The sequence below is a fragment of the Curtobacterium herbarum genome, assembly GCF_016907335.1.
GTDB classification, from domain to species: Bacteria; Actinomycetota; Actinomycetes; order Actinomycetales; family Microbacteriaceae; genus Curtobacterium; species Curtobacterium herbarum.
This window is the reverse complement of record NZ_JAFBBT010000001.1, coordinates 524718-539227: the sequence shown is the minus strand read 5'-3', so window position 1 is coordinate 539227 and position 14510 is coordinate 524718. Positions and strand designations below refer to the sequence as shown.

Here is a 14510-nt window from a genome sequence, read left to right as displayed (position 1 = left end):
GCCGCGCCGACCGGGTCGGCTGCTGCGAGGGGGCTCAGCCGCGCGGCGAGAGGGGCAGCGGCACGGACGCTTCGTCCCAGGCCTCGTCCGGCACGTGCCCGGTGCCGAGCGGGACCTGCCCGCGGACCCAGCGGTCGAGGACGCCGTCCTGGACCTCCTCGGCGACGAGACCGAAACAGAAGTGGTCACGCCAGTCGCCGTTGATGTGGATGTACCGGCGACGGAGGCCCTCGTACCGGAAACCGAGCTTCTCGACGACGCGGAGGCTCGGCGCGTTCTCCGGACGGATGCAGATCTCGAGACGGTGGATGCCGACGACGCGGAAGCAGTGGTCCGCCGCCAGCGCGACCGCGGTCGGGGTCACGTTGTGCCCGGCCGCGTCCTGCACGACCCAGTACCCGATCGACGCGCTCGCGAGCGAGCCGTAGGTGATCCCGGACACGTTCAGCTGGCCGACGAAACGACCGTCCAGCTCCATCGCGAACGGGAGGCCCAGCCCGGCCCGGGCGTTCGCCTGCAGTGCGCGGATGCTCCCGCGGACGTCCGAGGACGCCATGCCGGACGGGTTCGTCGCCTCCCAGGTGCGGAGCCAGGAGCGGTTGCCCGCCAGTGCGAGGTCGAGATCGCGGGAGTCACGGACCCGGAGGGGGCGGATGGTGACCCGCCCGTGGGTGAGGGTCGGGATCGTCGTCATCGCTTCTGGTTCCTCCGGGGTCCCGATCTCGTCGGGACGGGTGTCCCGCACGGGCCCGGGTTCACCGGACCCGTACGGGATGGGTCGACTCATTCGCCCGCGTTGAACTCCTTGAGCCAGGACTTGAGGTCCGGCCCGAGGTCTGCACGGTCCGAGGCGAGCTGCACGATCGCCTTGATGTAGTCGAGTTTGTCACCGGTGTCGTAGCGGCGTCCACGGAAGACGACGCCGTACACGCCCCCGGTCCATTCCTCGGCGCTCGCCATCTTCATGAGCGCGTCGGTGAGCTGGATCTCGCCGCCCTTGCCCGGCTCCTGCTTCTCGAGGACGTCGAAGACCTCGGGGCGGATCACGTAGCGGCCGATGATGGCCAGGTTCGAGGGAGCCTCGCCCTGCGCCGGCTTCTCGACCAGGCCGGTGATCTTCACGACGTCGTCGGTGTCGGTCGGCTCGACCGTGGCGATGCCGTAGAGGTGGGTCTGCGACTCCGGGACCTCCAGGAGCGCCACGATCGTCGCGTTCTTCTCACCCTGGACCTCGATCATGCGCTTGAGGAGCGGGTCGCGGGCGTCGATGATGTCGTCGCCGAGGAGCACGGCGAACGGCTCGCGGCCGACGTGCATCTTCGCGCGGAGCACCGCGTGGCCGAGGCCGAGCGGGTCACCCTGCCGGACGTAGTGCATGTCCGCGAGGTCCGTCGACTGGTTGACCTTCTGCAGCTTCTCGTGGTCGCCCTTCTTGCGGAGGGTCTCCTCGAGCTCGGACACGTGGTCGAAGTGGTTCTCGAGCGCGTTCTTGTTGCGCCCGGTGATCATGAGGACGTCGGTGAGGCCCGCGTCCACGGCCTCTTCCACGACGTACTGGATGGCCGGCTTGTCGACGACGGGGAGCATCTCCTTCGGCATCGCCTTGGTCGCGGGGAGGAAGCGCGTGCCCAGCCCTGCAGCGGGGATCACGGCCTTCGAAATCTGGAAGCCCATGCAGCGACCGTATCCGATCCCCTTTTCGGGGGCATGTCAACGGATAGGGGGACATCGAGATCGGCGGGAAGCCGCATCGCCCGCGATCGCTACACTCGTCGCCATGACCGCCGATCTCGGGAACGAGAAGCGTGCCCTGCGAGCCGACCTCCGGCAGCGGCGGCGCAGCCGGACCTCGACCGAACGCGACGCCGACGCGCAGTCCCTGACGGCGACGCTGCAGCGGTTCGTCGAGGAACGGCAGATCACCTCGGTCGCCGTGTACCTCTCCGCGCCCGACGAACCCGACGTCCGTCCCTTCCTCAACTGGGCGTTCGAGCAGGGCATCCGCGTGCTCCTGCCGGTGACCCGCGAGGACGGCCTGCTCGACTGGGCGGTCGGTGACGGCACGTCGGAACGCGAAGGACTGTTCGGCATGCCCGAGGTCGTCGGCGAGGTCCTCTCCCCCCTGGCGATCAACGACGTCGACGCGATCCTCACCCCGGCCGCCGCCGTCGGGCACGACGGTGTCCGGATGGGCTGGGGCCGCGGCTACTACGACAAGACCCTCGGGTCCATGGCGAAGCGCCCGCCCGTCTATGCTGTGGTGTTCGATGCGGAGTACCTCGTCGAGGTCCCGCGCGAAGCCCACGACGAACCCGTGGACGGCATCATCACGCCGTCACGCATCATCACGTTCCGGAGCTGACGTGCCCACCTACTCGTACCGCTGCACCGAGTGCGGCAACGCGTTCGACATCAAGCAGTCCTTCTCCGACGACGCCCTGACCGAGTGCCCGGTCTGCGGCGGGGTCCTGCGGAAGGTCTTCTCGCCCGTCGGCGTGACCTTCAACGGGGGCGGCTTCTACCGGACGGACTCGCGGCCGGCGCCGAAGAGCGAGGGCGGCAGCGGGTCGGGGTCCGGGTCGTCCGGCTCCGGCTCGTCCGGCTCCGGTTCCGGCTCGTCGGGGTCCGGCTCTGGTTCCGGCTCGTCCGGCTCCGGCGCGTCCGGGTCGTCCGGCTCCGGCTCCTCGGGGTCCGCCACGTCGGGCTCGGGTTCTTCGGGATCGGGATCGTCGACCTCCGGATCCTGACCTGCCCCGCGCCTCCTGGATAGGTTGGACCGGGCCACGCACGGTGGTCGTCCACGACAGAAGGGGGCTCGCATGAAGGGCTTCAAGGAGTTCCTGCTCCGCGGCAACGTCATCGATCTGGCCGTCGCGGTCGTCATCGGTGCCGCGTTCACCGCCATCGTCACGACCATCGTGAACTCACTCATCAACCCGCTCATCGGTGCGGTGTTCAACGCGTCGAGCCTCGACAGAGCGTTGATCTGGAAGATCCCGACCGTCTCCGGCGGCAGCGCGGACATCCTCTTCGGCGCGATCATCGGTGCGGTCATCAACTTCGTCATCGTCGCGGCCGTGGTGTACTTCGCCCTCGTGCTCCCGGTGAACCACCTCAAGAAGGTGGCCTTCGACCGGGTGAAGAACAACGAGGAGCAGACGCCGCAGGACGTCCCGCCGACCGACGTCGAGGTGCTGCTCGAGATCCGCGATCTGCTCCGCCGTCCGGGCAGCGACGAGGGAACGGCCCCGACCGGCGGTGGCGCACACGTCGCACCGTCGACCGCTCCCGAGGGCCCGGGGATCGCCGGCTAGACGAAGCTGTAGGCCGAAGCCGCCCCCGCCAACCCCCGCCACCCCCCGCCGACCGGTCACGACAGCCCGTTGAGCCGGAAGGTGAACGGGGTGTCCTGACCAGTCGGGGGTGGTGCGCGGGCGTGGCGGGCGTCAAACGGGCCTCCCGGGAGGCACGCGACAGGCCGCAGCCGCCCCGCCGACCGGTCACGACACCCCGCCCGCCCTCCGCCGACCGGTCACGACACCCCGTCGAGCCAGAAGGTGAACGGGGTGTTGTGACCAGTCGGGGGTGGAGTGCGGGCGTGGCGGGCGCCAGCCGGACCTCCCGGGGGCCACGCGACAGGCCGCAGCCGCCCTCGCCGACCGGTCACGACACCCCGCCCGCCCTCCGCCGACCGGTCACGACACCCCGTCGAGACAGAAGGTGAACGGGGTGTTGTGACCGCTCGGCGACGGGACGCGGGCGCGCCAGGCGCCAGCCCGCCGCGCCCCGCCCAGCCCAGCCCCGTGCCTACGCCGGGGCGCGCTGCGTCCGGTGCTTCCGGGACATCTCGGCCGCGTACTGCAGCCCGGCCAGGACGTGCCCGATCGTCCCAAGCCAGACGAGCACGAGCGCCACGTTCCGGATCCAGTGGTGGTCCGCCGCGACCGAGGTCGACGAGAACAGCAGCACCGGCAGCCCGACGAACAGCAGCGCCGAGCGGATCTTGCCCGTCCACGTCACGCGCAGGTCCGGGTTGCCACGGAACCACGCACTCGACAGGGCGAGGAGCGCCAGGTCGACGACCACCACGATCGCGACGACGATCCACGGCAGCAGCCCGACGAGCACGAGCGACAACACGATCGCGACGATCGCCAACCGGTCGGCGATCGGGTCGAGGGCCTTGCCGAGCTCCGACTCCTGGTGCAGGCGACGTGCCAGGAACCCGTCCGCCCAGTCGCTGACACCGAGGACGACCAGCGAGGCCAGCGCCCAGCCGGGGTGTCCCGCGACGACGAGCGCCACGTAGACCGGGATGAGGACGAACCGCACCATCGTGATGAGGTTCGGCCACGTCTGCCAGTCGGGCCGGGTCCGCCGGGAGGGCTCCGTCATCACACGCTTCCGTTCGGGGTTCAGGACCCCCAGCGTACCGGTCAGCCCCAGTGCGGCGGCCGGTCGCGGAGCAGCCGGTCGTCGTTCTCCCCCGACGTGTGCCGCGCCGGCTCGGGCGACGGGGTCGGGTCGCTGCCCGGGACCGGCCTGGTGGTGACGCGACGGCCGGACCGGACGACACCGACGGACGGCTCGGGCGCCGTGTCCGCGACCCCCTGCGGGACGGGAGGCTCGGCGGCGGTCGGGTGCGCGCCTCCCGTCCGTGGGGTGGTCGCCTCGGGCGTCCACGCACCGGTGAGCCGCTCCGTGGTCGACGTGACCGGGCCGGCCGGGCGGGCCGCTCGACGGACGGGCCGAGCGGTCACGAGCGGCAGGCGCGGCAGGCGCCGCCGGTCACGAGCGGGAGAGCGAGGCTCATCGTCGTGCGGGCACCGGCGGGATCGAGATCTCCTGCGTGGCGCCGCGGTCGACCCCGAGCACCTGCGCGACCGTGTTCGCGACCCGGTCCGGGTCGGAGAACAGCTGGAACGCGTGCACGCGGACGTAGTGCCAGCCGAGACGGCGGAGCACCTCGGGCCGGAGCCGCAGCGACTCGCGCAGCGACCCCTTCACCAGCGACGCGTCGGTCTCGATCGTGACGCAGACCCCGCCGTGCGCGGCGACCAGGCCGAGCTTGCCGCGGTGGCCGAGCGCGACCGGGATGCCGCGCATCTCGAGTCGGCGAGCCAGGTCGACGAGCAGCGGGTCGGAGTCGTCCGGCACGTACTCGGCGGTGGTGCGGGCGCGGACCTCGGCCAGGATCTCGGCGAGGGCGACCGTGCCGTGGCCCATGCGCTCGGCCTCGATGTCGGACGGCTGGAAGCACGTGACGATCACCATCGAGCGACGGGCACGGGTCATCGCGACGGCGAGCAGGCGCTCCCCACCGGGCTTGCCGAGCGGACCGAAGTCGCGGAGGACCCGGCCGTGCGGGGTGCGGCCGTACCCGATCGAGAACACGACGCGGTCACGGCTCTGCGCCACGGACTGCTCGAGGGTGGCGACGATGAACGGCTCGGGACGGTCGCCGATGACGAACTCGGTGAGGTCCTTGTGGCCCTGCGCGGCGGCCAGGACGGCCTGCTCGACCCGGACCGCGTGCTTCGCCGAGGCCGTGATGACCATGAGCGACTCGGTCGGTCGGGTGCGGGCGTGCTCGATGACGTGGCGGACGACGCGGTCCACCTCGGCGTCGACGCTCTCGACGGCGCCGGACTCGGGGTCCGGGACGGCCTTGCCCTCGCTGACGTAGTCGAGCGCGATCGAGCCGTGGCCGAGGAACGAGCCGGCCCAGGGCAGCGACTCGATGCGGCCACCGTAGAAGCGACGGTTGACGAGCTCCGCCAGGTCCTCGCCACCGGCCCGGTACGAACGGGTGAGCGACAGCGTCGGCAGCAGCGTGGACAGCTTCGCCAGGGCGGAGTCGGCGTGCAGGGCGTCGAGCGTCTCCTCGTCGACCTGCAGGGCGCGGTGCTCCGGGTCGACGGCGATGCGGAACGGCGACGGCGTCTGCGTGACCGGGTCGCCGAAGACGACGGTCTGGCGGGCGCGGCGGACGGCACCGACGGTCTCGGCGATGGTGACGGCTCCGGCGTCGACGAGGATCACGGTGTCGAACGGCATCGTGTCGGCGATCTGCGCGACCTCGTACGGCGAGGCGAGCCAGACCGGGGCGATCGCGCGGGACAGGTGCGGTGCCGAGTCGTGCAGCAGGCGGGAGGTGATCGCGCCGTCGCGGAGCTGGCTCTTCAGCGCGGCGGACTCCTCCGGCCAGTCGACGAGCCCGACCTTCCAGTTCTCGGCGAGCTGCCACGCGAGACCCTGGGACACCCCGGCCGCGTGCGCGTCGTCGACGAGTCGGAAGTCGGCCTCGACCCGGTCGAGCATGTCGGTGTTCGCCCCGAGCAGTGCGCGGTCGGACTCGAGCATGGTCTCGAGCGCGGACTGCCACCAGGCGAGTTCGAGCTCGGCGGGCACCTGCACGTCGGGGACGTGCCGGTTCGCCAGGTCGGTCAGGAGCGGCTCGAGCTGCAGGTCGCGGAGCGTCTGCATGAGCTCGGTGCGCTCCTGCAGGTTGTGCAGGACGTCGGACTCGGCCGCGAGCTCGGCGATCGTCGGCACGAGGCGCTCGATCGGCAGGTTCGCGAGCTGCTGTTCGCGGCTGCTGCGGCCGAGCGGCTCGTCGAGGCGCGCGAGGTCCTCGACCACGTTCGAGAACAGCACCTGGACGTCGGCGATGCCGGTGGGGACCTCGGGGTTCACACCGGCGGCGACGTACCGCTGCCAGAGGACCCGCTGCTGCTGGACACGCGTGAGTGCCTCGTGCAGGTCGGAGACGTGGACGCCCGGACGGACGTACTCACGAGCGAGCTTCTTCAGCCGGCGACGGTTCGTGCTGGACATCGGCGCGCCCTCGCCCCGCGGCGCGGTGGCGGCGACGAGCTCGGACACGGACCGGTCGAAGACGATCGGCAGGAAGCGGTCGAGGGTGTCGCGGATCTCGGTGAGCAGGCGCAGGTAGATGCCGAGCTCGTTGATCGTCGTGAACTGGCGCATGTGCGTCGACGCGACCAGGTCGTGTGCACGCTGCAGGAGGGCCGGCAGCGATCCGCCGTCGAGTTCCTGCGCGGTCGCGTGGGCGCGCTGGGCACCGTCGCTCGAGCTGAACTTCGCGCCGTACCAGGGCGAGTCGTCCGGGCCGTAGCGGAACTCGCCGAGGTTGGCGGCGCTGACCATGGTCTCGGCGACCCGGGCGCGGCCGGACACCATCGACACGACGGACTGCTTCGACAGCCGGGCCGTGGTGGACGGCGCGACGGGCAGCAGGGACAGCCGCGACAGCTCGACCAGGCAGTCGAGCACGCTGACGCCGAAGTCGGGGTCGGTGCGGGTCAGGGCACCGCGGTAGTCGGTGAGGACCTTGCGGAGCCGGACCAGGGCGTCGTCGACCTCACGGAGGTTCGGACGGCTGGCCTTCTCGTTGCGGGCGATGGCCCGGACGACGTCCCGGCGGAGGGTGCCCGGCGTGACGGCGACACCCGGCAGGTGCACCTCGCCGAAGCGGGCCGCGATGCCGCGCAGGGTCGCACGACGGGGGCTGACCACGAGCACGCGCTTGTTCGCCGCGACCAGTCCGCCGAGGGCGTTCACGATCGTCTGCGTGCCGCCGGTGCCGGGCAGGGTCTTCACGACGATGGAGTTGCCGGCCGTGATCTGCGCGATCACGTTCTCCTGCTCGTCGTCGGCGTCGAGCAGCAGGGTGTCGGTCTCCGGGCTGCGCTCGTCCGAGGGGGTCTGCTCGACCGGGTGGTACGACTGCTCGACCTGCCACTTGGCGCTGGGGTTGCCGGCGAGGGCGTCGAGGACGGGGTGGGCCAGGTCGTCGGTGTCCTCGACGAGCCCGGTCGCGACCTCGGCGAACGTCGACACGACCAGTCGGGCGTGGACGGAGAAGCCGGGGATGTGCGCGGTGAGACCACGGAGGCGGTCGATCACCGGGTTCGGCGTGAACGAGCCGTCCTGCTGCGCGAGGGCGACGAAGGACTGCGCGTCGAGGGTCACGCCGAACTGCTCGCGGAGCGCGTCGGACAGACCCGGGTTGAGGACGGGTTCGCCGAGCAGGCGGACCTCGAAGTCCCGACCGTGACGACGGATCGCCAGCGGGCGGAGCAGGACGGGTCCGCGGAAGTGCTCGTCGCCGTGCTGCCAGTCGGCGATGCCGATGCCGAGCTTCACGGCGTCGAGGCCGCGGACCGTCGCGAGCTCGGTGCCCTTCGCCTCGACGTGGCCGGCGGCGACGCGGGCGGCACGGAGGGCGACCTCGTCGCGGATCAGGCTGGACAGCAGCGTGGTCTTGCCGGTGATGAACTGGGCGAGCCCGCCGGGGTGCGTCGTCGAGAGCTCGATGCGGCCGCGCGGGTGGTCGGCGAAGTGCACGAGCGGGCTGGTGCCGCCGACGCCGGCGAGCTGCTCGCGCCAGGCGTCCCACGCGGGCTCGGCCGCGTTGCCCGCGGTCAGTCGCGGGTCACCGAGGCTGATCGCGTGCGGGCTGGTGACCTGGAGTTCCGGGCGCAGCGCAGACCGCTCGTCGGGCAGGTCGGTGCCCTCCGTCGTTCCGCCGTCGACCGAGGCGTCGTCGTTCGTCACGTCGTCCTCATCGCCGGTCGTCCTGTCCACTCGCCACACACGCCCACTGTAGGCGGAAGCACCGCAGCACTCCGGCAATGACCGCGCGGTTCCGGGTTTTCGCCCGACCACCCCGCCCGCCGCACCGGGCCAGGACGCACGGGTGTGGTACCAACGGTGCATGGCCACCGACGACCGAACCGCTCCGTCCGCCCCCGCCGTCTCCCGGCGTCGATCGGTCCCCGCCGAGATCTCGCGCTCCTGGCTGCTCGTCGCCGGCACCGCCGAGGAGCGCTTCGACGGCGCAACCCGGTCCCGTGCCGACCAGGTGATCCTGGACATCGAGGACGCCGTCGACCCCGCCGCGAAGCCCGCCGCCCGGTCGACCGTCGCGGCCTGGCTCGCGGGCTCCGGCGAGGCCTGGGTCCGTGTCAACGACGTCACGACCGACTTCTGGGAGGACGATCTCGAGGAACTCCGCGGCCTGCCGGGTCTGCAGGGCGTGATGCTCGCGAAGACCGAGAGCCCCGCCCAGGTCACCGACACCTGGCACCGACTCGGCGGGCACACCCCGGTGATCGCCCTGGTCGAGTCCGCGGTCGGCATCGAGGACGCGACGAGCATCGCCAAGGCGCAGGGCGCGTTCCGCCTGGCGTTCGGCAGCGGCGACTACCGCCGGGACACCGGCACGAGTGCGGACACCCTGGCGATGGCGTACCCCCGCTCCCGACTGGTCGTGGCGTCCCGCGTCGGTGACCTGCCCGGCCCGATCGACGGCCCGACCGTGGGCTCCTCGCACCCGATCCTCCGCGAGCAGTCGCAGGTCGCGGTGTCGCTCGGCCTGACCGGCAAGCTCTGCCTGGACACCGAGCAGCTGCCCGTGATCAACGAGGTCATCTCCCCCACGCCGACCGACGTCGCCTGGGCGCAGGACTTCCTGGACGACTTCGAAGCCCGCGGGCGCGTCATCCGCGACGGTTCGGACCTGCCGCGCCTCGGTCGTGCGCAGAAGATCCAGCGCCTCGCCCAGGCGTTCGGGGTGGAGCCCCGGTAGGACGGACCCATGACCTGGTCGAACGTCCCCGGATCCGGACCCGAGCACCACCGCCCGCAGCAGTACGGGCCGTCGGCGCCGCACCCCACCGACGCCGAGCGCGCCGCGTGGGAGCAGGGCGGGACGTCGCTGTTCCCGCCGGGCAGGATCGCGGACCGGGTGTCCACCGTCCTGCTCCTGGTGGCGGGCGCCGTCCTCACCGCGGTCGCGGCCGTCGCGGCGGTCATCGCGGTCGCGTCCGCGGCGACGTCCTGCGGCACGGGTGCGGCCTGCAGCCCGGGTGGGTTCGTCGGCGGCGCCGTCCTGGCCGTCGGCGGTGCGTTCGTGGTCGGGGTCGTGACGCTGGTGTTCGCGGTGCGGGCCTGGATCCGCCGCCGGACGTCGTGGTGGATCGCCGGCATCGGCTTCGTCCTGGCCGTCGCGGCCGTCACCTGGGGCACCGTGCTCTTCGTGCACACCCTCGACGAGCAGGGTGCGGGTCGGGACGCCGGTGTCGCGACCGCGCAGCTGCCCACCACCTGACCGGTCCTCCCCTGGACGTCGGGCCGACCCCCGGGCGCATGCTGGGCCGATGAAGCAACGAGTCATCGGAGACACGTCCGTCAGCGCCATCGGACTCGGCGGCATGCCGATGTCCATCGAGGGGCGGCCGGACGAACGGCGCTCCGTCGCCACCATCCACGCCGCCCTCGAGGCCGGCGTCACCCTCATCGACACCGCCGACGCGTACCACCTGGCCGCGCACGACGAGGTCGGGCACAACGAGGAGCTCATCGCGAAGGCCGTCCGGCAGTACTCCGGCGACACCTCCGCGGTCCTCATCGCGACCAAGGGCGGGCACCTCCGCCCCGAGGCCGGCGCCTGGGCGCAGAACGGCGACCCGGCGTACCTCAAGGAGGCGGCCAAGGCCTCGGCGAAGCGTCTCGGCGTCGACGCGATCGGCCTCTACCAGTTCCACCGCCCGGACCCGGCCGTGCCGTACGCGGACTCGGTCGGCGCACTCGCCGAGCTGCTCGACGAGGGCGTAATCCGGATGGCCGGCATCTCGAACGCCACGGTCGACCAGATCCGGGAGGCCAACGAGGTCCTCGGCGGTCGACTCGCCTCGGTGCAGAACCGGTTCTCGCCGGTGTTCCGCTCGAGCGAGCCGGAACTCGAGCTCTGTGACGAGATGGGCATCGCGTTCCTGCCGTGGAGCCCCCTCGGCGGCATCGGTGGCGCGGCGGACCTCGGCACCACGGCCGAGGAGTTCGCCTTCCTCGCCCGCGAGCGCGACGTCACCCCGCAGGTCATCGCCCTGGCGTGGGAGCTCGCGAAGAGCGACGTCGTCGTCCCGATCCCGGGAGCGTCCCGTCCGCAGTCGATCCTCGACTCCGTCACGGCGGCCACCGTCAAGCTGCGGCCCGAGGAGGTCGACCGGCTCGACGCGTCACGACCGGACCAGGCGGCGTAGTCGGCCGACCGCACGACGCACCACGGGCCTCCCGGCCAGGACAGCCGGGAGGCCCGTGGTGCGTTCAGCGACGCGTGTCGCGTCTCAGGACGCGCAGGTCGTGTCGAAGTCGTTGCCGGCGGTCTGGACCGCGGTCGCGGACGACTGGAACGCCGACAGGTCGGCGGACTTCGGGTCCTTCGTGATCGCCTCGAGGCGGGTCACCATGTCGCCGTAGGCGCTCTGGAACGCCTCGGCCTTGCCCTTGACCTCGGTGTTCGTCACCGCGGCGACGCCGTCGTCGATGCTCGAGTCGAGCTCCTTGAGCTTGGCGACCGCGGCGGCCGGGTCGGACTGCAGCTTCGCGGCCTGCGACTGCAGCCCCTCGGCGGCGGAGCGGACCTTGCTCTCGAAGGCCTGGCAGGCGTCGGCCTTCGACTGCGTGCCGGATGCCTCGGCGGCCTTCGTCGGCGCGCTCGAGCTCGCGCCCGTCGTCGCCCCCTGCGACGCCGCGTCCGACCCCGACGTGCTGCCACCCGTGGAACAACCGGTGAGCAGGACCGCGGCGAGTGCGGCGGTCGCGAGGACGGTGAGGTGCTTCGTGGACATGGGATCCCCCGTTGGTTCGCGACGCGTCCCTGATCGGACGCGTTCGCGGTCGACAGTACCGACCCCGCGCTCCGGGCGAGCGGGGAGGTGGCCCCGGGAGGAGCGTGGTCCGGCAGGCGCGTACGGTCGAGGGATGCGTGCCATCACCTTCTCCCAGCCCGGCGACGTCGACGTCCTGACCCTCGGCGAGCTGCCCGACCCGGTCCCCGGTGACGGCGAGGTCCTCGTCGAGGTCGCCGCCGCCGGCGTGAACAACGCCGACCTGCAGCAGCGTCAGGGGAACTACCCGCCGCCGCCCGGAGCCTCCGACGTCCTCGGACTCGAGGTGTCCGGCACCGTCCGTGCCCTCGGCGCGGGCGTCACCGACTGGGCGGTCGGCGACCGGGTCTGCGCGCTGCTCAGCGGCGGTGGGTACGCCTCGCTCGCCGTGGTCCCGCAGGCGCAGCTGCTGCCGGTTCCCGACGACCTGGACCTGGTGTCGGCGGCCGGGCTGCCCGAGGCGGCCTGCACCGTCTACTCGAACATCGGCATGCTCGCCGGGCTCCGACCGGGCCAGACCCTGCTCGTACACGGCGGGACCGGCGGCATGGGGTCGCACGCGGTGCTCTGGGCGAAGGCCCTCGGCGCGCGGGTGATCGCGACCTCCGGCGGGGAGCGGAAGGTCCGGGCTGCCCGGGAGCTCGGCGCGGACCTCGTCGTCGACCACCGGGCCGAGGACTTCGTCGAGCGTGCGCTGGCCTTCACGGACGGCGTCGGTGTCGACGTGGTCCTCGACGTCGTGGGCCCGTCGTACCTGCACCGGAACCTCGAGGTCCTCGCGCCGAACGGGCACCTGGCGATCATCGCCGCGGGTGCCGGGCCGGACGCCACCCTGCCGATCGGGCAGCTGATGCGGAAGCGTGCGACCGTGAGCGGGACGACGCTGCGGGCACGTCCCGCAGCCGAGAAGGCCGAGATCGTCGCGGCCGTGCGACGGGACGTCTGGCCGTTCGTCGCGGACGGCCGGGTGCGTCCGGTCGTCGACGCCGTGCTGCCGATCGCCGACGCGGCCGACGCGCACAGCCGTCTGGCGTCCGGCGACGTGGTGGGGAAGCTCCTGCTGGCCCTGTGACCCAGGCGGAAGACACCGGTGTTCGTCGGTCGCGCCGCGTCCTGCGGGTGTTCGACGGACGAACACCGGTGTTCCGCAGCTTCGGGGCAGCCGCAGCCGCAGTCGCAGCGGCGGCGGCTACGCGTGGACGCGGGCCAGGAACGCCTGGAGCGCGGGGTGCTGCGGGGTGTCGAGGACCGCGGCGGGAGTGCCCTGCTCGACGACCTCGCCGCGGTGCAGGAAGACGATCCGGTCGGCGACGTTCCGCGCGAAGTGCATCTCGTGCGTCGTCATGAGGATCGTCGACCCCTGCTGCTTGAGCTCGGTGACCAGGTCGAGGACCTCGCCCACGAGCTGCGGGTCGAGCGCACTCGTCACCTCGTCGAGCAGGAGCAGCTCCGGGTCCGACGCGACGGCGCGGACGATCGCGACGCGCTGCTGCTGCCCGCCGGACAGCCGGTCGGGGAACGCCCCGGCGAACTCGCCGAGTCCGATCCGGTCGAGCAGACGACGGGCGATCGCCTCGGCCTCCGGACGGGAGGCGCGGTGCACCTTCCGCGAGGCCAGGGTCACGTTGTCCAGGACGCTCATGTGCGGGAACAGGTTGAACTGCTGGAACACGACGCCGATCCGGGCGCGGGTGGCGTCCACGTCGACGCGAGGGTCCGAGATGTCCTCGCCCTGGAGCAGCACCTGGCCGTCGTCGATCCCCTCGAGCAGGTTCACGGTCTTCAGCAGCGTCGACTTGCCGGAGCCGGAGGCCCCGATGACGCAGATGACCTCGTGGCGGTGCACGGCCAGGTCGATGCCGCGCAGGACCTCCTGGTCGCCGAAGGACTTGCGCAGGCCGCGCAGTTCGAGGACGGGAGCGGTCGTGTCGGTCACACCGCGCCTCCGATCTGTTCACGCTGCTGCTGTCCCCGGGCGATCGCATCGGTGACCCGGATGAGCGGCAGGCTGATGACGACGAAGAGCAGGCCGGCGACCAGGTAGGGCGTGAAGTTCGTCTGCTCCGCCTGTGCGATCTGGGCGCTGCGGACCGCGTCCACGGCGCCGAGGATCGAGACGAGCCCGACGTCCTTCTGCATCGACACGAAGTCGTTCATGAGCGCGGGCGTGACCTTGCGGATCGCCTGCGGCAGCACGACCAACCGCAGCGTCTGGGCGTGGGACAGGCCGAGCGACCGGGCGGCCAGGCGCTGGGACGGGTGCACGGCCTCCATCCCGGCGCGGAGCACCTCGGCGACGTACGACGAGTACGTCAGGACGATCGCGATGGTGCCCCAGAACTCGGGCGCGAGTCGCGGGAAGACGCCGAGGCCGGGCAGGCCGAAGCCGATCAGGTACAGCACGATGATGAGCGGCAGGCCGCGGAACAGGTCCGTGTAGCCGGTCGCGAGCATCCGCAGCGGGAAGAACACCGGGTTGCGGAGGCCCCGGACGACGGCCAGCAGGGTGCCGAGCACGGCGACGCCGATGCTGGCGAAGAACAGGATCCGGACGTTCAGCCAGAGGCCGAGCAGGATGTCCGGCAGCGTCTCCCACGCGACCTGCGGGTCGAAGAACGACCGTTGGACGGCCGCCCACCCGGGGGTGTTGACGATGCCGATCCAGACCAGCGCCACGACCACCAGGGTCGAGACGACGGAGACGGCGACCGATCGGCGGCCGCGCTGCCGGCGGTAGAGCTGCCGTTCACGCTCGACCTGGCTCGGCGCCGGTGTGACCAGCGGTGTGCCGGCTCCTGCGGGGGAGGTCATGCCCGC

Annotated in this window: 15 protein-coding genes; 7 read left to right on the top strand and 8 right to left on the bottom strand. The window is 72.1% G+C overall.

Going from position 1 to position 14510, the window contains the following annotated elements; all coding sequences use genetic code 11:
- Nucleotides 1–34 precede the first annotated feature (34 nt).
- On the bottom strand, nt 35–694 hold the full coding sequence (locus tag JOD51_RS02695) for a GNAT family N-acetyltransferase (protein WP_204610712.1): 660 nt from the start codon (nt 692–694) through the stop codon (nt 35–37).
- A gap of 89 nt (nt 695–783) precedes the next feature.
- Nucleotides 784–1674 carry a UTP--glucose-1-phosphate uridylyltransferase GalU gene (gene galU / locus JOD51_RS02690; protein ID WP_111073746.1) on the bottom strand — a complete coding sequence of 297 codons (891 nt, stop codon included), beginning with the start codon at nt 1672–1674 and terminating at the stop codon, nt 784–786.
- A gap of 103 nt (nt 1675–1777) precedes the next feature.
- Here galU and JOD51_RS02685 point away from each other — a divergent pair, with 103 nt between their 5' ends.
- From JOD51_RS02685 to mscL, 3 genes are all read left to right on the top strand, one after another.
- On the top strand, nt 1778–2362 hold the full coding sequence (locus tag JOD51_RS02685; RefSeq protein ID WP_204606928.1) for a 5-formyltetrahydrofolate cyclo-ligase: 585 nt from the start codon (nt 1778–1780) through the stop codon (nt 2360–2362).
- Nucleotide 2363: 1 nt separating this feature from the next.
- Nucleotides 2364–2747 carry an FmdB family zinc ribbon protein gene (locus JOD51_RS02680; protein ID WP_204606927.1) on the top strand — a complete coding sequence of 128 codons (384 nt, stop codon included), beginning with the start codon at nt 2364–2366 and terminating at the stop codon, nt 2745–2747.
- A gap of 72 nt (nt 2748–2819) precedes the next feature.
- Nucleotides 2820–3314: a large conductance mechanosensitive channel protein MscL gene (gene mscL / locus JOD51_RS02675; RefSeq protein ID WP_204606926.1), complete on the top strand. Its 495-nt coding sequence runs from the start codon at nt 2820–2822 to the stop codon at nt 3312–3314.
- 493 nt (nt 3315–3807) lie between these two features.
- Here the strand turns inward: mscL and JOD51_RS02670 are convergent, their stop codons facing one another.
- The 3 genes from JOD51_RS02670 to JOD51_RS02660 are packed head-to-tail and all read right to left on the bottom strand — an operon-like array spanning nt 3808 to nt 8580.
- Nucleotides 3808–4395, bottom strand: coding sequence for a CDP-alcohol phosphatidyltransferase family protein (locus tag JOD51_RS02670; RefSeq protein WP_204606925.1), 588 nt, complete (start codon nt 4393–4395; stop codon nt 3808–3810).
- 41 nt (nt 4396–4436) lie between these two features.
- A complete protein-coding gene (locus JOD51_RS02665; RefSeq protein ID WP_204606924.1) occupies nt 4437–4760 on the bottom strand; it encodes a hypothetical protein in 324 nt (107 codons plus the stop codon).
- A 49-nt stretch (nt 4761–4809) separates the two neighbouring features.
- Nucleotides 4810–8580, bottom strand: a complete 3771-nt coding sequence (locus tag JOD51_RS02660; RefSeq protein ID WP_372377542.1) for an AAA family ATPase — start codon at nt 8578–8580, stop codon at nt 4810–4812.
- A gap of 160 nt (nt 8581–8740) precedes the next feature.
- On the opposite strand from JOD51_RS02660, the gene JOD51_RS02655 reads away from it, so the two are divergent.
- The 3 genes from JOD51_RS02655 to JOD51_RS02645 are packed head-to-tail and all read left to right on the top strand — an operon-like array spanning nt 8741 to nt 11066.
- Complete coding sequence (locus JOD51_RS02655) at nt 8741–9613, top strand: HpcH/HpaI aldolase/citrate lyase family protein (protein WP_204606923.1); 873 nt, start codon at nt 8741–8743, stop codon at nt 9611–9613.
- Nucleotides 9614–9622: 9 nt separating this feature from the next.
- Nucleotides 9623–10135: a DUF6264 family protein gene (locus tag JOD51_RS02650; protein WP_204606922.1), complete on the top strand. Its 513-nt coding sequence runs from the start codon at nt 9623–9625 to the stop codon at nt 10133–10135.
- 49 nt (nt 10136–10184) lie between these two features.
- Nucleotides 10185–11066: an aldo/keto reductase gene (locus JOD51_RS02645; protein WP_204606921.1), complete on the top strand. Its 882-nt coding sequence runs from the start codon at nt 10185–10187 to the stop codon at nt 11064–11066.
- 84 nt (nt 11067–11150) lie between these two features.
- On the opposite strand, the gene JOD51_RS02640 is transcribed toward JOD51_RS02645, so the two are convergent.
- Nucleotides 11151–11654: a hypothetical protein gene (locus JOD51_RS02640; protein ID WP_204606920.1), complete on the bottom strand. Its 504-nt coding sequence runs from the start codon at nt 11652–11654 to the stop codon at nt 11151–11153.
- A 133-nt stretch (nt 11655–11787) separates the two neighbouring features.
- On the opposite strand from JOD51_RS02640, the gene JOD51_RS02635 reads away from it, so the two are divergent.
- Nucleotides 11788–12765, top strand: a complete 978-nt coding sequence (locus JOD51_RS02635) for an NAD(P)H-quinone oxidoreductase (protein ID WP_204606919.1) — start codon at nt 11788–11790, stop codon at nt 12763–12765.
- Nucleotides 12766–12882: 117 nt separating this feature from the next.
- On the opposite strand, the gene JOD51_RS02630 is transcribed toward JOD51_RS02635, so the two are convergent.
- Together JOD51_RS02630 and JOD51_RS02625 are read right to left on the bottom strand one after the other, a co-directional pair.
- Nucleotides 12883–13629, bottom strand: a complete 747-nt coding sequence (locus tag JOD51_RS02630; RefSeq protein WP_204606918.1) for an amino acid ABC transporter ATP-binding protein — start codon at nt 13627–13629, stop codon at nt 12883–12885.
- The gene (locus JOD51_RS02625; RefSeq protein WP_204606917.1) at nt 13626–14504 is read right to left on the bottom strand and encodes an amino acid ABC transporter permease; all 879 of its coding nucleotides are present in this window, start codon (nt 14502–14504) and stop codon (nt 13626–13628) included. The genes JOD51_RS02630 and JOD51_RS02625 overlap by 4 nt, the downstream gene beginning before the upstream one ends.
- Between the last annotated feature and the right edge of the window lie 6 nt (nt 14505–14510).